17 protein-coding genes are annotated in these 18,574 nt (G+C 71.7%); 6 read left to right on the forward strand and 11 right to left on the reverse strand.

What is annotated here, in order from left to right:
* Window positions 1-88: 88 nt before the first annotated feature.
* The 5 genes from ACFYY2_RS05485 (at window position 89) to ACFYY2_RS05505 (ending at window position 5,400) form a co-directional block, all read left to right on the forward strand.
* The gene (locus ACFYY2_RS05485) at window positions 89-1,099 is read left to right on the forward strand and encodes a polyprenyl synthetase family protein (protein WP_327115783.1); all 1,011 of its coding nucleotides are present in this window, start codon (window positions 89-91) and stop codon (window positions 1,097-1,099) included.
* 203 nt (window positions 1,100-1,302) lie between these two features.
* Window positions 1,303-2,571, forward strand: a complete 1,269-nt coding sequence (locus ACFYY2_RS05490) for an outer membrane lipoprotein carrier protein LolA (protein WP_388737376.1) — start codon at window positions 1,303-1,305, stop codon at window positions 2,569-2,571.
* 122 nt (window positions 2,572-2,693) lie between these two features.
* A complete protein-coding gene (locus ACFYY2_RS05495) occupies window positions 2,694-3,680 on the forward strand; it encodes an ATP-binding cassette domain-containing protein (protein WP_388737379.1) in 987 nt (328 codons plus the stop codon).
* Window positions 3,667-4,554: an ABC transporter permease gene (locus ACFYY2_RS05500; protein ID WP_388737382.1), complete on the forward strand. Its 888-nt coding sequence runs from the start codon at window positions 3,667-3,669 to the stop codon at window positions 4,552-4,554. The genes ACFYY2_RS05495 and ACFYY2_RS05500 overlap by 14 nt, the downstream gene beginning before the upstream one ends.
* A gap of 210 nt (window positions 4,555-4,764) precedes the next feature.
* Window positions 4,765-5,400: a TetR/AcrR family transcriptional regulator gene (locus ACFYY2_RS05505; RefSeq protein WP_388737385.1), complete on the forward strand. Its 636-nt coding sequence runs from the start codon at window positions 4,765-4,767 to the stop codon at window positions 5,398-5,400.
* A 24-nt stretch (window positions 5,401-5,424) separates the two neighbouring features.
* On the opposite strand, the gene ACFYY2_RS05510 is transcribed toward ACFYY2_RS05505, so the two are convergent.
* The 6 genes from ACFYY2_RS05510 to ACFYY2_RS05535 all read right to left on the reverse strand — a co-directional run bounded on the left by ACFYY2_RS05510 (window position 5,425) and on the right by ACFYY2_RS05535 (window position 11,057).
* Window positions 5,425-6,234, reverse strand: coding sequence for an HAD-IIB family hydrolase (locus ACFYY2_RS05510; RefSeq protein WP_388737388.1), 810 nt, complete (start codon window positions 6,232-6,234; stop codon window positions 5,425-5,427).
* Between the two features lie 65 nt (window positions 6,235-6,299).
* Window positions 6,300-6,749, reverse strand: a complete 450-nt coding sequence (locus tag ACFYY2_RS05515) for a VOC family protein (RefSeq protein ID WP_388737390.1) — start codon at window positions 6,747-6,749, stop codon at window positions 6,300-6,302.
* Between the two features lie 139 nt (window positions 6,750-6,888).
* Window positions 6,889-7,338, reverse strand: a complete 450-nt coding sequence (locus tag ACFYY2_RS05520; RefSeq protein ID WP_388737392.1) for a hypothetical protein — start codon at window positions 7,336-7,338, stop codon at window positions 6,889-6,891.
* A 43-nt stretch (window positions 7,339-7,381) separates the two neighbouring features.
* Window positions 7,382-8,980 (reverse strand): FAD-dependent oxidoreductase, encoded by a 1,599-nt coding sequence (locus tag ACFYY2_RS05525; RefSeq protein ID WP_388737395.1) that lies wholly within the window; start codon window positions 8,978-8,980, stop codon window positions 7,382-7,384.
* An 88-nt stretch (window positions 8,981-9,068) separates the two neighbouring features.
* Window positions 9,069-10,079: an EamA family transporter RarD gene (rarD, locus tag ACFYY2_RS05530; RefSeq protein ID WP_388737398.1), complete on the reverse strand. Its 1,011-nt coding sequence runs from the start codon at window positions 10,077-10,079 to the stop codon at window positions 9,069-9,071.
* Between the two features lie 117 nt (window positions 10,080-10,196).
* On the reverse strand, window positions 10,197-11,057 hold the full coding sequence (locus ACFYY2_RS05535; protein WP_388737400.1) for an SDR family oxidoreductase: 861 nt from the start codon (window positions 11,055-11,057) through the stop codon (window positions 10,197-10,199).
* 128 nt (window positions 11,058-11,185) lie between these two features.
* On the opposite strand from ACFYY2_RS05535, the gene ACFYY2_RS05540 reads away from it, so the two are divergent.
* Window positions 11,186-11,590 carry a winged helix-turn-helix transcriptional regulator gene (locus ACFYY2_RS05540; protein ID WP_388737402.1) on the forward strand — a complete coding sequence of 135 codons (405 nt, stop codon included), beginning with the start codon at window positions 11,186-11,188 and terminating at the stop codon, window positions 11,588-11,590.
* A 7-nt stretch (window positions 11,591-11,597) separates the two neighbouring features.
* On the opposite strand, the gene ACFYY2_RS05545 is transcribed toward ACFYY2_RS05540, so the two are convergent.
* From ACFYY2_RS05545 to ACFYY2_RS05565, 5 genes are all read right to left on the reverse strand, one after another.
* Window positions 11,598-12,656, reverse strand: coding sequence for a 2-oxoacid:ferredoxin oxidoreductase subunit beta (locus ACFYY2_RS05545; RefSeq protein WP_388737404.1), 1,059 nt, complete (start codon window positions 12,654-12,656; stop codon window positions 11,598-11,600).
* Window positions 12,649-14,604, reverse strand: a complete 1,956-nt coding sequence (locus ACFYY2_RS05550; protein WP_388737406.1) for a 2-oxoacid:acceptor oxidoreductase subunit alpha — start codon at window positions 14,602-14,604, stop codon at window positions 12,649-12,651. Before ACFYY2_RS05550 ends, ACFYY2_RS05545 begins: the two co-directional genes overlap by 8 nt.
* 283 nt (window positions 14,605-14,887) lie before the next feature.
* Window positions 14,888-15,547: a LuxR C-terminal-related transcriptional regulator gene (locus ACFYY2_RS05555; RefSeq protein ID WP_388738579.1), complete on the reverse strand. Its 660-nt coding sequence runs from the start codon at window positions 15,545-15,547 to the stop codon at window positions 14,888-14,890.
* Window positions 15,548-15,759: 212 nt separating this feature from the next.
* Window positions 15,760-17,115: a sensor histidine kinase gene (locus tag ACFYY2_RS05560; RefSeq protein ID WP_388737408.1), complete on the reverse strand. Its 1,356-nt coding sequence runs from the start codon at window positions 17,113-17,115 to the stop codon at window positions 15,760-15,762.
* 242 nt (window positions 17,116-17,357) lie between these two features.
* The gene (locus tag ACFYY2_RS05565; protein ID WP_388737411.1) at window positions 17,358-18,545 is read right to left on the reverse strand and encodes a sensor histidine kinase; all 1,188 of its coding nucleotides are present in this window, start codon (window positions 18,543-18,545) and stop codon (window positions 17,358-17,360) included.
* Window positions 18,546-18,574: the final 29 nt, after the last annotated feature.

Below are 18,574 nucleotides of genomic sequence, written 5' to 3' on the forward strand. Positions count from 1 at the left end.
ATCCAAAGGGGACCGGATACGCTGGCTCGAGTGAGGACAACGACACATCGACATTCCGTGTGATCGTCAGCAGACAGGAGATCCCCTCGTGACCGTCGTCGGGCCGTTCGGACTGCGCGTGCGGGACCAGGCGCTGGAGGCAGATGTCCAGGCCGGTCTGGCCGATGTCGAGGCGGGGCTGCTGGCTGCCACCAAGAGCGAGGTCCCGTTCATCACGGAGGCCGCACAGCACCTCGTCAGCGCGGGGGGCAAGCGCTTCCGGCCGCTGCTGGTCATGCTCGCCTCCCAGTTCGGCGACCCCGACGCGCCGGGAGTCGTGCCCTCGGCCGTGGTCGTCGAACTGACGCACCTGGCGACGCTGTACCACGACGACGTGATGGACGAGGCGGACGTGCGCCGCGGGGTCGACAGCGCGAACACCCGCTGGGGCAACTCCGTCGCCGTCCTGACCGGCGACTTCCTCTTCGCGCGCGCCTCGCACATCCTGGCCGACCTCGGTCCCGAGGCCGTACGCATCCAGGCCGAGGCGTTCGAGCGTCTGGTGACCGGCCAGATCCTGGAGACCGCGGGCCCGCGCGACGGGCGCGACCCGGTCGACCACTACATGGACGTGCTGAGCGGCAAGACCGGTTCGCTGGTCGCCGTCTCCGGACGGTTCGGCGCCCTGATGGCCGGTGCGGACGAGTCCGTCGTCGACATCCTCACCCAGTACGGCGAACGCCTCGGCATCGCTTTCCAGCTCGCCGACGACGTCCTGGACATCGCCTCCGACTCCCACGAGTCCGGCAAGACGCCCGGCACCGACCTGCGCGAGGGCATCCCCACGCTGCCGGTGCTCCATCTGCGTGCCCGCGCGGCGGCCGACGGCCGGCCGGAGGACCGGGAACTCGTCGAGCTGCTGGACGGCGACCTCGCCGACGACGGCAGGCTGGCGGAGGCACTGCACAGGCTGCGGGCCCACCCCGCGCTGGAGCAGGCACGACGTGACACCGTGCGCTACGCGCAGGAGGCTCGGGCCACGCTGGCCCCGCTGCCCGAGTGCTACGCGAAGGCGGCGCTGGAAGAACTCTGCGACGCCGTGGTGCACCGCGCGGGCTGACCCCCTAGGGGGTGTGTGCACCCTCCGGGCTCCGGGGTCATCCCGGAGAGGTACGCCGAGTTGCTCCCGAGGGCTGACGCTTGAGCTCGCCCGATTTGGTCAGATGGTTGACAACCACTCCTGACCACACCGGGTGAGAATGGCGGCGGGGAGTGGACCAGTGCAACCGGATGGCAGCCGCCGACCACGGAGGTAGAGCACACATGGCACCGAACGACAGCGCGGAGACCAACGGCGAGGCCACGGGGACTGTCGTGGGCCGCCGGAAGATGGCGCGTTACATCGTCCCGTTCGCGGTGGTGGGAGTAGCGGCCGCGACGATCGGACTCGTCCCGGCGCTCGCCGCGTCCGGTGACCCGGATCTGCCGGACATCACGGCGCAGGAACTCATCGAGAAGATCGCCGCGTCGGACCAGGAGCAGATGTCCGGCACGCTGAGGATCAGCACCGACCTCGGAATCCCCTCGCTCGGCGGTATCGCGAGCAGTCTCGCGCCGGACGCGGGCGGCGGCGACGCGAGTGCCGCTCCGGAGAGCAAGCTGATGGAGCTGGCGTCCGGGACGCACACGCTGCGGCTGGCCGCCGACGGACCCGACAGGCAGCGCCTGTCCATCCTCGGCAAGGGCTCCGAGTACAGCCTCGTCCACAACGGGGACGACGTCTGGGGCTACGACAGCGAGAGCAACGAGGTGTACCACGCGAAGTCCGGCGGGGCCGGGCGGCAGGGCGGGAAGCACGAGGCGCCCGAGGGCGTCCCCGCCACGCCGAAGGAGCTCGCCGAGAAGGCCCTCGCCGCAGCGGACGGCACCACGTCCGTCACGGTCGACGGCACGACGCAGGTGGCGGGGCGCGACGCCTACCGGCTGCTGATCAAGCCGAAGCAGTCCGGTTCGACGATCGGGTCCGTCAGGGTCGCGGTCGACTCGGCGACCGGCGTGCCGCTGAAGTTCACGCTGGCCACGAGCTCCGGGGGCAGGGCCGCCGTCGACGCCGGCTTCACGAAGGTCGACTTCTCGAAGCCCGACGCGTCCTCCTTCTCCTTCACGCCGCCGAAGGGTGCGAAGGTGACCGAGGCCGACGAGACGGAGGACCGGGCCGGCCGCAACGGCGCGGCCGACGAGCCGAAGGACGGGGCCGGCCGGAACAGCGCGGCCGGCAAGGCGCCGAAGGAGCTCGCGGCGCTGGAGGACTTCAAGGGCCTCGACGTGATCGGCGAGGGCTGGAACGCCGTCGCCACGATCGACACCCCGGGCGGCGCAGGGCTCCCCGCCCAGGGCTCCGGGACCGGTGACGTGCCCGCTCAGGCCGGGCAGTTCCTCGACGCCCTCGGCGACAAGGTCACCGGCGACTTCGGCTCGGGCACCGTCTTCAGGACGCGCCTGGTCAACGCCCTCCTGACCGACGACGGCAAGGCCTACGTCGGTGCCGTCACCCAGGACACCCTGGTGAAGGCGGCCGACGCCGCCGAGTAGGACGCACCGGTGAAGGCGGCCGACACCGCCGGGCCGTGCACACGCAGGGCTCCCGCCCCGCCGTACGCTCCGTACGGCGGGGCGGACCCGTACACGGCGGGGGACGAGGACCGGGAGGGTGCATGACCGACACAGCGGCCGCGACGGCGCGGCCGGACACGGGGCACGGTCCCGGGACCGTGATCGGGACGCGCGGGCTCACCAAGCGCTACCGGGGCGGCCAGTTGGCGGTCGACGGGCTCGACCTCACCGTCCCCGCCGGCAGCGTCTTCGGTTTCCTGGGGCCCAACGGCTCGGGCAAGACCACGACGATCCGGATGCTCCTGGGCCTCATCGCCCCGACGTCCGGGACCGCCCACGTCCTGGGCCGCCCCATGCCGGACGCGGCCCGCACCGTGCTCCCGCACGTCGGGGCGCTCATCGAGGGGCCCGCCCTGTACGGGTTCCTGACGGGCCGTGACAACCTCCTCCGCTTCGACTCCGCCGATCCCGCGGCCGACCCGCGCACCAGGCGGGCGCGGGTGGACGGGGCGCTGGAGCGGGTCGGTCTCGCCGCCGTCGCAGGGAAGAAGGCCAGGGCGTACTCGCTCGGGATGAAGCAGCGCCTCGGACTGGCCGCCGCGCTGCTCCAGCCGCGCAGGCTCCTCGTGCTGGACGAGCCGACGAACGGCCTCGACCCGCAGGGCATGCGGGAGATCCGCGCCCTGGTCCGCGAGCTGGCGGCCGAGGGCACCACCGTCTTCCTCTCCTCCCACCTGCTCGACGAGATCGAACAGGTCTGCACGCACGCGGCGGTCATGGCCCGTGGCAGGCTGGTCGTCCAGGGTCCGGTCGCCGAGCTCGCCGCCGGCGCCCGTGGCCGGCTCGTCGTGACCACCCCCGACGCGGGTGACGCCGCCCGCATCCTCACGGAGCACGGGGCGACCGGCGTCACGGCCGACGGGGACCGGGTGAGCGCCGACGCGCCGCCCGCCGACGTCGACCTGGCCGACGTCAACGAGACCCTGGTGCGCGGAGGTGTACGGGTGCGCGCCTTCGGCGTCGAACGGGCCTCGCTGGAGGACGCCTTCGTCGCACTCACCGGAGAGGGATTCGATGTCGCAGGCTGATTTCACGACGGTCCCCGTGTCCCGCGAGCCGCGGCGCGCGCTGTGGACCCTGGGGATCCTCCGCTCCGAACTGACCGTCACCCTGCGCCGTTGGCGCACCCTGGCCCTGCTCGGTGTGCTGGCCGCCGTTCCCGTGCTCGTGGGGATCGCCGTGCGGATCGAGACGGGCGACGGCCGGGACGGAGGCCCGGGGGGCGGGGGCGGCCCGGCGTTCCTCTCGCAGATCACCAACAACGGGCTGTTCCTCGTCTTCGCCGCGCTGTCCGTGACGCTTCCGGTCTTCCTGCCGATGGCGGTCGGTGTCGTCGCCGGGGACTCGGTCGCGGGGGAGGCGGGCGGGGGCACCCTGCGCTATCTGCTGGTCGCCCCGGCGGGCCGGACCCGGCTGCTGCTCGCGAAGTACGCTTCGGTGCTGGTGTTCTGCCTGGTCGCCACCCTCGTCGTCGCGGTGTCGGCGCTCGTGACGGGAGCCCTGCTCTTCCCCGTCGGTGAGGTCACGACGATCTCCGGGACGCGGATCGGATTCGGCGAGGGACTCGTGCGGGCCGGACTGATCGCGCTCGCCGTGGCGGTGTCACTCGTCGGCTTCGCGGCTCTGGGACTCTTCGTCTCCACGCTCACCGACAGCGGGATCGCGGCGATGGCGGCCACCGTCGGGGTGCTCATCACCGTGCAGATCCTGGACACGATGCCGCAGTTGCACGCGATCCATCCCTTTCTCTTCCCGCACTACTGGCCGTCCTTCTCGGACCTGCTGCGCGACCCGGTCTACTGGGACGAGATGGTCAGGAACCTCGGTCTGCAGGCCCTGTACGCCGCGGTGTTCGGCTCGGCGGCGTGGGCGCGCTTCACGACGAGGGACATCAGCGCCTGAGCGGCGTCCGAGGGGGGCCGGGCACGGACCGTCCGCGCCGTCGGCCGGTCGAGCCGTCCCCCGATCGGCTCGTCGCGGCCCGGACGGCACGAACGGTGCGGTGCACGGAACGTCACGACACGGTACGTTCCGTTTCCAGCCAGGTCATTGTTCGACTTTTGGCGACGACCTGTCAACAAGCGGTGGGCGGAATCCCCCTATGCTCACCGAATGATCACATCGCAGAGTTCCCTGCGCCGCAGCGAGAGATCGCGACGGGCGACGCTGGACGCCGCTCTGGAGCTGTGCGCGGAGAAGGGATACGGCCGGGTCACCATCGAGGCCATCGCGGCCCGCGCCGGTGTGAGCAAGAAGACGATCTACCGCTGGTGGCCGTCCAAGGGGGCGGTGATGCTGGAGGCGTTCACCGAGGTCTTCGTGGGTGCCACCCCCTTTGTCGACACCGGTGACATCGTTGCCGACCTGCGGACCCACATCGACGGCGCGGTGCGGATGGTCTCCTCGCCGCCGTACGGACCCGTCTACGCGGGCATCCTCTCGGAGCTGCACGACGACGAGGTGCTGGCGCGCGCCGTGCGCGAGCAGCTCGTCGACCCGCGCTTCGAAGCCGCCGTGCAGCGCCTGCGCGGGGCCCAGGAGCAGGGGCAGGTCCCGGCGGGCGCGGACCTCCCGCTCGTGGTGGAGCTGCTCTACGGTCCGCTCTACTACCGGAACCTCCTGCGGAAGCCGCCGATGGACGAGGCGGGGACCGCGACCCTCGTGGCCCACGTCCTGAGGTCCGTGGGCGCGGAGGCGGTCCCCGCTCCCCGCTCCCCGGACGGCGGCGCTCCCGGTGGCGACGTCTGACGGAGCGGCGCGCACGGGCACGGCTCAGGCGAAGAGGCGCTCCAGGACCACCGCCACGCCGTCGGCGTCGTTCGAGAGCGTGATCTCGTCGGCCGCGGCCCTGAGTTCCGGGTGCCCGCCCGCCATCGCCACCCCGTGGCCGGAGAGGCGGAACATCGGCAGGTCGTTGGGCATGTCGCCGAACGCCACCGCGCCCGCGGGGTCACGGCCGAGCAGTTCCGCGGCGAGGGTGAATCCGGTGCCCTTGTCCACGCCGTACGGTGCCATCTCCACCGTGCCCGGCCCCGCCATGGTGACGGACGCCAGGTCGCCCACGGCTCCACGGGCGGCCGCCGCCAGTTCGTCGTCCGTCAGCTCGGGGTGGCGTATCAGGACCTTGATGACCGGCTCCGCCCACAGCTCGGAGCGCCGGCCGGTCCGCTGGGCGGGGAGCGAGGGGTGCGGCATGCGGTACCCCGGTTCGATCAGCGTGCGGCCGTCCGGACCGTCCTGGTCCACCGCGGCGAACACCTGTCCCACCTCGGCCTCGATCTTGCCGAGCGCGGTGTCGGCCAGCTCCCGGTCGAGGGTCACCGACCTCAGCATGCGGGCCGACCCCGCGTCGTAGACCTGTGCGCCCTGCCCGCAGACCGCGAGCCCGTCGTAGCCCAGACCGGTGAGCAGGGCGCGTATCCCGGGAACCGGGCGGCCCGTGACGATCAGATGCCGTGCGCCGGCCGACGCCGCGCGGGCGAGCGCGGCGCGGGACCGGGGGCTCACGGTGTCGTCGGAGCGCAGGAGCGTGCCGTCGAGATCCGTGGCGACGAGGACGGGTGCGGCGGGTGGCGTGAACATGAGGTCAGCCTAGAGAGATCGTGTCTCCGTCGCGCGCCGCTGACCTGCGCGGACGGTGTGCGGGATCAGTGCACGCAGAACTCGTTGCCCTCGGGGTCCAGGAGCACCTGCCACGATCCGCCCGGTTCGTCGACGATCCGCAGCACGCTCGCACCCAGTCCGACGAGCCGCTCCACCTCCGCCTCGCGCTGCCCGGGAGCCGTGTGGACGTCCAGGTGGAGGCGGTTCTTCACCGTCTTCGGTTCGGGGACGCGCTGGAAGAGCAGCCGCCGCCCGAGCCCGGTCCCGCTCTTCTCGTCGTACGGATCGTCCGGGTGCCGTACGGCGACGAGATCGCGCCAGGCCCGGCGCCCGTGCGGCTCCACGATGCTGGACTCGGGCACCGCCCCGACGGCGAGCAGCTCCTCGATCAGCGCGCTGTTGTCCTCGACGAGGTAGCCGAGGGTCTCGGCCCAGAAGTCGGCCTGGGCGTGCGGCTCCGCCGCGTCGATGACGACTTTCCAGTGCAGGGTCATGGAAACCGGTTGTACTGGTTGCGTCATCGGCGCGGCAACGGGCGCGCCGGAAAAGGGACTTGTTCCCCGTACACCGAGGGGTCGCGTCATCCGTCCAGGCCCCCGCTCGCCGTGCCTCCGGGATGCGGGGCGCCGGTCTTCAGCGCGGCGGGCAGGTGGCGCAGGCGTGTCCGCCGAGCGAGGCCAGCAGTTCCCCGGCCGCCGCGCGCACCGCGGGGTCGCTGTCCCCGGCCAGCCGTTCGGCCGTGGTCCGCCCGGCCAGGACCGCGAGGTGCGCGTCCCTGGTCCAGCCCGGCTGAAGGGCGTGACCGCCGGCGAGTATCGTCCCCAGCAGGCCGAGCACGCCGGCCCGCTCCTTCACGGTGTCCGTGGCGGCGAGTTCCCACAGGAACGGCACCGTGGCAGCCGTCGCGTCGAACACCGACATCGCCGCTATCCACCGCCCCAGGTCGCTCAGCGCGTCCCCGGCCGATTCGCTGTCGCCCCAGGCGATGCGCGACAGCATTCCGGGCACCTGTGAGGCGGAGCCCCGGGCATGGCGCAGCTCATGCCATCTGACGTGCCTCATGCCCCCCAGGACCGTCCCCATCCGGGCACTCAATCAGCCTTTGGGCGCCCCGTCCACCATGCCTTCACGCACGCGTCGTATCCGGCTGTGCCGCCCCGTCCAGCACGTCCAGATACCGCCGCACCGCGTCGTGTCCGTCCGCTCCCGCGATCAGCCCGACGTGGTTGTCGGGGCGGATCACGACGACGGTGTCCGCTCCCGCGCCGTAGGCGGCGCGGGCGTGCCCCTCCCGGTCGTGCAGGGCGTGCGGGCCGGCCGCCGCCCCGGCCCCGGTCTCCCCGGCCCCCGTCTCCCCGGCGCCGTACACCCGGCAGGTCCGGACCGCGTCGCCGTGTGCCGCCCGGGCCCGGCGCAGTGTGCCCTCGGTGGCGGGCCCGAAGCCCAGCACGGTGAAGTGCGGGCCGGCGAAGGTCCGGAAGAGGCGGGTGGGCGCCCCGGTCGCCGCGTCGTGGCAGGGGGCGTCGGGGGCGCGGTCCCCCGACCGCAGCACGCCGTCGGCGCCGGGCGCGGCGAGGGAGCTCCAGCGGTACCCCCGGTCGAGCCCCGCCGTCTCCGGGGTGACCGCACTGTCGAGTCCGCCGCCCGGCCGCCGGATCGCCTCCAGCGTGGCCCGCAGCCGTTCGGACGTGGTGTCCAGCGTCCACGCGGCGACGGGCACCCGCTCCTCCTCGTAGGTGTCCAGCAGCCCGGGTTCCGCCCGGCCGCGCAGCACCTGGGCGAGCTTCCACCCCAGGTTGTAGGAGTCCTGGATGCCGGTGTTCATGCCGAGCCCTCCCGCGATCGCGTGGACGTGGGCGGCGTCCCCGGCCAGGAAGACCCTGCCCGCCCGGAAGCGCTGCGCCATGCGCACGTTGACGCGGTACGTCGAGAGCAGCGTGGCCTCGGTGAGGTGGTCGCCCGGCAGCCGGGTGTGCCGGGCGAAGAGGCGCCGGAAGCCGTCGCGGGAGGGGGCGAGCGGGGCGCCGGAGGGGTCACGCTCCGGTCCCGCCTGGAACCACCAGCCGGTGCTGCTGCCGGGGACGGGGCAGAGCATGACCGCTCCGTCCGCGTCGAACCACTGGTGCCAGATGCCCCGGTCCAGGACGCCCGGGGTGATCTCGACGTCCCCGCAGACCATCACCTGTGCCTCGTCGGTCTCCCCGTCGAAGGGGATCCCGAGCAGTTTCCGCACGCGGCTGTGGGCGCCGTCGCAGCCCACCGCGTACCGTGCCCGGGTCCGGGAGCCGTCGGCGTACGAGACGGTCACCCCGTCACCGTCCTGGTCGAGGCCCACGACTTCGGTGCCGGTGGTGACACGGACCCCGTGGGAGAGGAGGCGGTCGCGGAGGATCTCCTCCAGCCGCCATTGGGCGATCAGCCTGCCCCGGTCGTACGGCGCGTCCGGGGTGGGCGCGGAGTCCGCGTACGGGTCGGTGTCGGCGACGGGCACGCCGTCGCGGTACTTGCGCATCGGCAGCGGCGCCGAGCCCGCGTCGAACACCTCCCGCACGACCCCCAGGTCCTCCAGCACCTCCAGGGAGCGGGGATTGGGCCCCTTGGCCCGCGAGCTGCGCGGGTGCTCCGGCGACCTGTCCACGACGCGGACCGCGATGCCCCGCCGTGCGAGATCGCAGGCCAGGGTCAGTCCGGTCGGGCCCGCGCCCACGATCAGTACGTCGGTCATGCCTGCTCCTCGGTCGGGTCGTCCTGGGAAGAGGAAAACGCAACCGAGTCAAAAAAGCAACTGGGTAACTTTTTTTGGGGCGGGTCGGTCAGGGGGCCGGGGTCCGGTCGGGAGAAGCCGCTCCTGCGCCCTTGTCCAGCGGGCGGGCGGGGTCCGCGCCCACGGGCGGCCCCGCCTGGGCCGCCTTCACGGCGAGGCGCAGCGCCTCGGTCCGGGTCCGCCGGGCCGTCCGCAGCGCGTCCCAGGTCAGCAGCACCAGCGCCACCCAGACCAGCCCGAAGCCGGCCCACCGCTCGGGCGGCATCTCCTCGTGGAAGTACAGGATGCCGAGCCCGAACTGGAACACCGGCGCGAGGTACTGCAGCAGCCCCAGCACCGACAGCGGAACCCGGATGGCGGCGGCGCCGAAGCAGACGAGCGGGATCGCGGTGACGAGGCCCGTCGCGGCGAGCAGGGCGCCGTGCCCGCCGCCGCCGGACAGGAACGTGGCGTCGCCGCGCACCCCCAGCCACACCAGGAAGCCGGACGCGGGCACGAAGAGCACGGCGGTCTCGGCGGCCAGGGACTCCAGGCCCCCCATGCCGACCTTCTTCTTCAGCAGTCCGTACGTGGCGAACGAGAACGCAAGCACCAGGGAGATCCACGGCGGCTGCCCGTAGCCGATCGCCAGCACCAGCACCGCGGCGAAGCCGGTGGCCACGGCGGTCCACTGCGCGGGCCGCAGCCGCTCACCGAGCAGCAGGACGCCCATGGCGATGGTGACCAGCGGGTTGATGAAGTAGCCGAGCGACGCCTCGACGACGTGGCCGTTGTTGACGGACCAGATGTAGAGGCCCCAGTTGACCGAGATCACCGTGGCGGCGACCGCTATCAGCCCCAGCGTGCGGGGCCGGCGCAGCAGTTCGCCGATCCACGCCCAGCGGCGCAGGGCCAGCAGGGCGATCCCGACGACACCCAGCGACCAGACCATCCGGTGGGCGAGGATCTCGACCGCTCCCGACGGCTCCAGCAGCGGCCAGAAGAGGGGCACGAGGCCCCACATCCCGTATGCGCCGACTCCGTACAGCAGGCCTGCCCGCTGCTCGTTCTTCCCGTCCACGGGCCCTCCCCGGCGCTCCTTCGCCGGCGGTCGGCCGACTGCACGAAGGTAGCGCCGGGGGAGGCCCCGTGTCATTGCCGTCTCACGGAAACGCTCGTGACAGGTCGGGAGGCCGCGTCAGGCGGCGGCCACCGCGGCGGCGATCGTCTCGGACGCCGGGGTCGTCGGACGGCCGATGAGGCGCGCCAGGTCACCGCTGGTGCCGGCGAGCAGGCCGCGCCGGATCGCCTCGTCCACGTCCACGAGGATCTCGGCGAACGGCGCCGGGACGCCGGCGCCGACGAGGATCTCCTGGTGTTCGGCGGCCGACACCTCGGTGTAGACGATCTCCCGGCCGGCGGCCTCGGACACCATGGCGGCGTACTCGGCCAGCGACCAGGCGACGTCCCCGCTCAGCTCGTACGCCGCGCCGAGGTGTCCCTCACCGGTCAGCACGGCGGCGGCCGCGTCCGCGAAGTCGGCCCGGGTGGCGGAGGCGACCCGGCCCTCGCCCGCGTTGCCGATGACGGCGCCGTGCTCCAGGACGGGGCCCAGGTTCGCCGTGTAGTTCTCGGTGTACCAGCCGTTGCGCAGGAAGGTGTAGGGGACGCCGGAGTCCAGGATCAGCTGCTCGGTCGCCTTGTGCTCGGCGGCCAGCAGGAAGTCCGCGTCCGGCCCGCCGAGCACGCCGGTGTAGGCCAGCTGGGCCACCCCGGCGCTCTTCGCGGCCTCGATCACGGCGGTGTGCTGCCCGACGCGCTTGCCGACCTCACTGCCGGAGACCAGCAGGACTCGGTCGCCGGACCGGAAAGCCCCGGCGAGTGTCTCGGGGTGGCTGTAGTCCGCGACGCGGATCTCGACGCCCCGGGCGGCGAGAGCGGCGGCCTTCTCCTCACTGCGGACGACCGCCGCGACGGACTCCGGCGGGACCGTGGCGAGCAGCCGCTCGACGACGAGACGGCCGAGTGCGCCGGTTGCTCCTGTGACGACGATGCTCATGGTGTTCCTCCTGTGTGCCGCCCGGCCGGCCGGGCGGATGCGCCGATCCTCGAACGCGGACTCATGTCACTCACCCTAAGAGGTGCACTTTCCAATCGAAAGTACCCACTTTGAAGTAAGGTACTGGCATGAGCATCAGTGCCACCGGACGCGCGACCGTCAACCAGCCGATGTGCCCCTCACGGCTGGTCCTGGAGCACGTCACCAGCCGCTGGGGCGTCCTGGTCCTCGCCGCGCTGCTGGAGCGCTCGTACCGCTTCAGCGAGCTGCGCCGCACCGTCGGAGGCGTCAGCGAGAAGATGCTGGCCCAGACCCTGCAGACACTGGAGCGCGACGGCTTCGTGCACCGGGACGCCAAGCCGGTCATCCCGCCACGCGTCGACTACACCCTCACGCCACTCGGCAGGGAGGCGGCGGAACAGGTCTGGGGGCTGGCCCGGTGGGCCGAGCGGCGGGTCGAGGCCGTCGAGGCGGCCCGCGAGGAGTACGACGAGGCCCGGAGCCGGTCGGCTCCGGGCCCCACTGGTGACTGACGGAAAGTCAGCCCACCACCGTCCAGGTGTCGTTGCCCGCCAGGAGGGTGCTCAGGTCGCCCTTGCCGTGCCGCTCGATCGCGGTGTCGAGCTGCTCGGACATGAGCGCGTCGTAGACAGGGCGCTCCACGCTCCGCAGCACCCCGATGGGCGTGTGGTGGAGCGTGTCGGCGTCGGCCAGCCGGGACAGTGCGAAGGCGGTCGTCGGACTGGGGTTGTGCGCGTCGTGGACGAGGATCCGCGACTGGTTCTCCTCCGTGACCGCGACGACGGCGAGATCACCCGTCAGCGGGTCGCGGACGACTCCCTTGGCGCCGTCGGCGCCGAAGCGGATCGGCTTGCCGTGCTCCAGGCGGATCACCGCCTCCTCGGCCCGCTCCTTGTCCTTGAGCACCTCGAAGGCGCCGTCGTTGAAGATGTTGCAGTTCTGGTAGATCTCCACCAGCGCCGTGCCCGGGTGGTCGGCCGCCGCGCGCAGCACGCTCGTCAGGTGCTTGCGGTCGGAGTCCACGGTCCGCGCGACGAAGGTCGCCTCGGCGCCCAGTGCAAGGGACACCGGGTTGAAGGGCGCGTCGAGCGAGCCCATCGGCGTCGACTTGGTGATCTTCCCGACTTCGGACGTCGGGCTGTACTGGCCCTTGGTGAGCCCGTAGATCCGGTTGTTGAACAGCAGGATCTTGAGGTTCACGTTGCGCCGCAGCGCGTGGATGAGGTGGTTGCCGCCGATGGACAGCGCGTCGCCGTCACCCGTGACGACCCAGACGCTCAGGTCGCGCCGCGAGGTGGCCAGCCCCGTCGCGATGGAGGGGGCGCGGCCGTGGATGGAGTGCATCCCGTAGGTGTTCATGTAGTACGGGAAGCGGGACGAGCAGCCGATGCCGGAGACGAACGTGATGTTCTCCCTGGCCAGCCCGAGGTCCGGCATGAAGCCCTGCACGGCCGCCAGGACCGCGTAGTCACCGCAGCCCGGGCACCAGCGCACCTCCTGGTCGGACTTGAAGTCCTTCATGGACTGCTTGCCCTCGGCCTTGGGGACCAGCTGGAGGAGTTCGTTGGTGTCAGGCATCAATGGCCTCCTTGAGGGCTGTGGCGAGCTGCTCGGCCTTGAAGGGCATTCCGTTGACCTGGGTGAAACTCCGGGCGTCCACGAGGTACTTGGCCCGGACGAGGGTGGCGAGCTGGCCGAGGTTCATCTCCGGGATCACGACCTTGGAGTAACGCCCCAGCACCTCACCGAGATTCCGCGGGAACGGGTTGAGGTGGCGCAGATGGGCCTGCGCGATGGTCTCGCCCGCCGCGCGGAGCCGCCGGACCGCCGCCGTGACCGGCCCGTACGTCGAGCCCCAGCCCAGCACCAGGGTGTCCGCGCCCGCCGGGTCGTCGACCTCCAGGTCGGGGACCACGATGCCGTCGACCTTCGCCTGACGGGTGCGCACCATGAACTCGTGGTTGGCCGGGTCGTAGGAGATGTTCCCCGACCCGTCCTGCTTCTCGATCCCGCCGATGCGGTGCTCCAGCCCCGGGGTGCCCGGCACCGCCCAGGGGCGGGCCAGCGTCTCCGGATCCCGCTTGTACGGCCAGAACACCTCCGTACCGTCCGCGAGTTCGTGGTTCGGGCCGGTCGCGAACTGCGTCCGCAGGTCGGGCAGGCTGTCGGTCTCGGGGATCCGCCACGGCTCGGAGCCGTTCGCCAGGTAACCGTCCGAGAGCAGGAACACCGGGGTCCGGTACGTCAGCGCGATGCGCGCGGCGTCCAGCGCCGCGTCGAAGCAGTCCGCCGGGGTCCTCGGCGCCACGATCGGGACCGGGGCCTCGCCGTTGCGCCCGTACATGGCCTGGAGCAGGTCGGCCTGCTCCGTCTTCGTCGGCAGACCGGTGGAGGGACCGCCCCGCTGGATGTCGATGATCAGCAGCGGCAGTTCCAGGGACACCGCGAGGCCGATCGTCTCCGACTTCAGCGCGACACCCGGCCCCGACGTGGTCGTCACCCCCAGGGACCCGCCGAACGCGGCACCGAGCGCCGCGCCGATCCCGGCGATCTCGTCCTCCGCCTGGAAGGTCCGCACACCGAAGTTCTTGTGCCTGCTGAGCTCGTGCAGGATGTCGGACGCCGGGGTGATCGGATACGACCCCAGGTACAGCGGGAGATCCGCCTGCCGGGCCGCCGCGATCAGCCCGTACGACAGGGCGAGGTTCCCGGAGATGTTGCGGTAGGTGCCGGTCGGAAAGGCCTTCGTCGCCGGTGCGACCTCGTACGAGACCGCGAAATCCTCCGTCGTCTCACCGAAATTCCAGCCCGCACGGAATGCCGCCACGTTCGCCTCGGCGATGTCCGGCTTCTTCGCGAACTTCGACCGGAGGAATGTCTCCGTCCCCTCGGTCGGACGGTTGTACATCCAGGAGAGGAGCCCGAGAGCGAACATGTTCTTCGACCGTTCGGCCTCCTTGCGGGAAAGGCCGAACTCCTTCAATGCCTCGATCGTCAAGGTCGTCAGCGGAACCGGATGCACGTTGTACGCCTCGAGCGATCCGTCCTCCAGAGGAGATTCGGAATATCCGACTTTCGCCATCGGGCGCTTGGTGAACTCATCCGTGTTCACGATGATGTCGGCCCCGCGCGGAACATCGGCGATATTCGCCTTGAGCGCGGCGGGATTCATCGCGACCAGCACGTTCGGCGCGTCGCCCGGGGTCAGGATGTCGTGGTCGGCGAAATGCAGCTGGAACGACGAGACCCCCGGCAGGGTCCCGGCGGGTGCCCGGATCTCGGCCGGGAAGTTCGGCAGGGTCGACAGGTCGTTCCCGAACGACGCGGTCTCCGAAGTGAACCGGTCACCGGTCAGCTGCATGCCGTCTCCCGAGTCACCCGCGAAACGGATGATCACACGGTCGAGACGGCGGATTTCCTTGTCGGTGGCGCCCGTGCGATCGATGTGCGGGGCACGCTGCTCCCCGACGACGGGCTCGCTGGCCTCATCGGACTTTCCGGCTGGGCTACTGACCTGACTGGTCACTGAACTGGACCTCCCTCGGGGCGGCGGCTCGGGACCGGCCGGCCCGCCGGCGGTCCGCGCCCCACCCTACTTCTGTAAGGGTCGCCTTCCTCGGACCGTTCATATGGCGGACGCGTTTCCGGAACCGGAATTCGTCACGCTCCGCCATATTTCCCGACCCCCGGGTCGCTCGATGAACGCCTCTGTGGCCCTCATCCTTTCGCCGGAGGCATGGGTATCGCTTCACTGCGGGTGGACCGCCTGGATCATCCCGGACGGATCATCCAGGAAAGATCGCCGTCTGTCAGGAGTTCAGATAAGTGAGAACGGCCAGAACACGCCGGTGGTCACCGTCGCTGGGGGACAGGCCTAGTTTCATGAAGATGTTGCTGACGTGCTTCTCCACCGCCCCGTCGCTCACCACCAGCTGCCGGGCGACGGCCGAATTCGTACGCCCCTCCGCCATCAGGCCCAGGACCTCGCGCTCACGCGGAGTGAGCCCCGCCAGCACGTCCTGCTTCCGGCTGCGGCCCAGCAGCTGCGCCACCACCTCGGGGTCCAGCGCGGTACCGCCCCGGGCCACCCGCACCACGGCGTCCACGAACTCGCGGACCTCGGCCACCCGGTCCTTGAGCAGATAGCCCACCCCGCGGCTGCTGCCGGCCAGCAACTCGGTGGCGTACCGCTCCTCGACGTACTGGGAGAGCACCAGCACCCCGATCTGCGGGTAGTCCTTCCGCAGCCGCACCGCGGCCCGGACCCCCTCGTCGGTGTGCGTCGGCGGCATGCGCACGTCGGCGACCACCACGTCCGGCAGCGCGCCCTCCGCGTCGAGGTCACTCACCGTCTTCAGCAGCGCCTCGGCGTCACCCACCCCCGCGACGACGTCGTGCCCGAGATCCGTCAGCAGCCGGGTGAGCCCCTCCCGGAGCAGCACCGAGTCCTCGGCGATGACGACCCGCACTCTTTCCTCCACGGCCTTGCATCCCCACTGTCGGTGTTCCGTCGGTACGCCGCCGTGCGCGGTGCCCCTGTGTGTCCAGCATTCCAGCATCGGCGCCCCCGTGTGCCCCAGACCAGCGGTTCCGTCCCCGCACAGGGCGAGCCGCGGTGTCCCGGCCGCCGTGTGACGGCGGCCGGGACACCGCGGCTGTGGGCCGCGCGGGAACCGTGCGCTCACTCCCGCCAGGGGAGTTCGGCCGTGACCGTCGTCGGGCCGCCCGCGGGGGAGTCGACGACGAGGACGCCGTCCACCGCGTCGAGCCGCTCCGTCAGCCCGGCGAGACCGCTGCCCGCCGCCGCGTCCGCCCCGCCGTGTCCGTTGTCGGTGACTTGGAGCATGAGGCGGTCGGTGGTGCGCCAGACGTCGACGGTGGCGCGGGTGGCTCGGGCGTGTTTGCTGATGTTCTGGAGGAGTTCGGAGACGGTGAAGTAGGCGATGCCTTCGATGGCCTGGGCGGGTCGTGCCTGGAGGTCGACGGTGACGTCGACGGGGACGGTGCAGCGGGAGGCGATGGCGGAGAGTGCTGCGTCGAGGCCGCGGTCGGTGAGGACGGCGGGGTGGATGCCGCGGGCGAGGTCGCGGAGTTCCTGGAGTGCGACTTTGACCTCTCCGTGGGCTTCGTCGACCATGCGGGCGGCTGCTTGGGGGTCGTGGGTGAGTTTTTCCTTGGCGAGGCCGAGGTCCATGGCGAGGGCGACGAGGCGGGCTTGTGCGCCGTCGTGGAGGTCGCGTTCGATGCGGCGCAGGTCGGCGGCGGCGGTGTCCACGACCACCCCCCGGTCCGACTCCAGCTCCGAGACGCGGGTCGCCAGCCTGGACGGACCGAGCAGCCCCCGCACCATCAGGCGGTCCACCGAGGCCAGACCGTGGACGATCCACGGGGTGACGAGGACCAGCACCAGCCCGACCGCGGCGGTGGCCGCCAGTTCGAGGGACGAGTCGAGGTAGACCTGATGCGTGCGGTCGCCGTACAGCTGGATGCCGTCGACTCCCACGTACGCCGGGAACACCCAGTGCCACAGCGGATAGGTGAACGCGGCCCAGCCGTACGTCCAGAACGTCACCGCCACGGTGAACGCGAACACCGCCCATGGCATGTGCAGCAGCGCGTAGAGCAGGTGCCGCCAGGACACCCCGCTCTTGAGCACCGCCCCGATCCAGGACATCAGCCCGCCGGTACGGCCGCGCACCGGGGCGGGGTCGGCGACGTCAAGCCCCAGCAGCCCGCGTGCCCGGCCCCGCTCCATCACACCGAAGCCGCGGCACACGACCAGGCCGGCCGCGAGTACCGGAATGCCGAGGAAGGTGATCAGCATGCCCAGGCCCAGCGACGTCATGGTCACCGCGACGCCGAACAGCACCACGCTGATCGGCAGGCTGAGGAGCAGATAGGCCAGCTCGCGCCAGGTACGGCCCTCGAAGGGGGCACGCAGCGGCGCGGGCAGGAAGTGCTTCGCCGGCGGGTCGCCCCCCGGCCCGGCGGCGGGCCCCTGGCGGTCCCGCGTGTCCGGTCCGTATGCCGTGGCCATCAGTGGCGTCCGTCCGTTTCTTCTGGGCGGGGACTCCCCGCGGGCCTGTACAGCGGCTGATGTTCCAAGACTGCTGGGCGGAGGCGTTCCGCACCATGAGGGCGCTCTCCGTATCCGGCAGGGGGTTTTCCCCACCCACGGGCTGCCCCACGGGCTGCCCCACGGGCCGCCCCACGTGCTGCCCCACGGGGGACCGCGGGGCGAGCCACGGGCGTCGCCGTCACCGCGTCGCCGTCACCGCGTCATCGCGTCGCCGGGGCGTCCGTCAGGTCGCGCCAGGGCAGCTCCGCGGTCACCGTCGTGGGCCCGCCCTCGGGGGAGTCCACGACGAACAGCCCGTCGACCGCACCCAGCCGCTCGGCCAGCCCCGACATGCCCGAACCGCCCTCCAGCCGCGCCCCGCCGTGTCCGTTGTCGGTGACTTGGAGCATGAGGCGGTCGGTGGTGCGCCAGACGTCGACGGTGGCGCGGGTGGCTCGGGCGTGTTTGCTGATGTTCTGGAGGAGTTCGGAGACGGTGAAGTAGGCGATGCCTTCGATGGCCTGGGCGGGTCGTGTCTGGAGGTCGACGGTGACGTCGACGGGGACGGTGCAGCGGGAGGCGATGGCGGAGAGTGCTGCGTCGAGGCCGCGGTCGGTGAGGACGGCGGGGTGGATGCCGCGGGCGAGGTCGCGGAGTTCCTGGAGTGCGACTTTGACCTCTCCGTGTGCTTCGTCGACCATGCGGGCGGCTGCTTGGGGGTCGTGGGTGAGTTTTTCCTTGGCGAGGCCGAGGTCCATGGCGAGGGCGACGAGGCGGGCTTGTGCGCCGTCGTGGAGGTCGCGTTCGATGCGGCGCAGGTCGGCGGCGGCGGTGTCCACGACCACCCCCCGGTCCGACTCCAGCTCCTCGATCCGGCGTTCCAGCTCGTCCGAGGGTGAGAGCAGCGCCCGGGCCATCGCCCGGTCGGCGTTGGCCAGACCCCGCGCGATGTACGGGAGCACCGGCCAGAGCACGAACAGCCCCACCAGCGTCACCGTGAACGTCGCCACCCCCCACGGCAGCCTGATGAACGAATACAGCAACGCCCTCCACGCCACCGGATCCTTCAGCACCGACCACAGCCAGCTGAAGAACCCCCGCTCCCGCCGGCCGCGCACCACCGGGCTCGGCTCGTCGATCCGTACCCCGAGCATCCCCCGGGCCCGGCCTCGTTCGGCCCGGCCGATCCCCCTCGCCCCCTGCAGCCCGAGTGCGAGCAGCGGCAGCCCGATCACGGTGACGGACAGTCCCGCGCCCACGCCGATCAGGAAGACGGTGTAGACGAACCCGGCGATCGCCGTCGGAAGGTTCGCCAGGAGATACGCGATCTCCTTCCACGTCCACCGGTCGAAAGCGAAGCGCGCGGGCGGCGGCCGGTCGTCGTCCGGCGAGGAGGGGCTCATGGTCATGCACCCAGCGTGCCGGGCGGGACTGCCGC

Source organism: Streptomyces sp. NPDC001822, from assembly GCF_042892135.1.
Taxonomy (GTDB): Bacteria; Actinomycetota; Actinomycetes; order Streptomycetales; family Streptomycetaceae; genus Streptomyces.

Coding starts and splice junctions, on each gene's coding strand:
- ACFYY2_RS05490 (WP_388737376.1), top strand. CDS start 1,303: ATGGCACCGAACGACAGCGCGGAGACCAACGGCGAGGCCACGGGGACT.
- ACFYY2_RS05495 (WP_388737379.1), top strand. CDS start 2,694: ATGACCGACACAGCGGCCGCGACGGCGCGGCCGGACACGGGGCACGGT.
- ACFYY2_RS05500 (WP_388737382.1), top strand. CDS start 3,667: ATGTCGCAGGCTGATTTCACGACGGTCCCCGTGTCCCGCGAGCCGCGG.
- ACFYY2_RS05505 (WP_388737385.1), top strand. CDS start 4,765: ATGATCACATCGCAGAGTTCCCTGCGCCGCAGCGAGAGATCGCGACGG.
- ACFYY2_RS05510 (WP_388737388.1), bottom strand. CDS start 6,234: ATGTTCACGCCACCCGCCGCACCCGTCCTCGTCGCCACGGATCTCGAC.
- ACFYY2_RS05515 (WP_388737390.1), bottom strand. CDS start 6,749: ATGACCCTGCACTGGAAAGTCGTCATCGACGCGGCGGAGCCGCACGCC.
- ACFYY2_RS05520 (WP_388737392.1), bottom strand. CDS start 7,338: ATGGGGACGGTCCTGGGGGGCATGAGGCACGTCAGATGGCATGAGCTG.
- ACFYY2_RS05525 (WP_388737395.1), bottom strand. CDS start 8,980: ATGACCGACGTACTGATCGTGGGCGCGGGCCCGACCGGACTGACCCTG.
- ACFYY2_RS05535 (WP_388737400.1), bottom strand. CDS start 11,057: ATGAGCATCGTCGTCACAGGAGCAACCGGCGCACTCGGCCGTCTCGTC.
- ACFYY2_RS05540 (WP_388737402.1), top strand. CDS start 11,186: ATGAGCATCAGTGCCACCGGACGCGCGACCGTCAACCAGCCGATGTGC.
- ACFYY2_RS05545 (WP_388737404.1), bottom strand. CDS start 12,656: ATGCCTGACACCAACGAACTCCTCCAGCTGGTCCCCAAGGCCGAGGGC.
- ACFYY2_RS05560 (WP_388737408.1), bottom strand. CDS start 17,115: ATGGCCACGGCATACGGACCGGACACGCGGGACCGCCAGGGGCCCGCC.
- ACFYY2_RS05565 (WP_388737411.1), bottom strand. CDS start 18,545: ATGACCATGAGCCCCTCCTCGCCGGACGACGACCGGCCGCCGCCCGCG.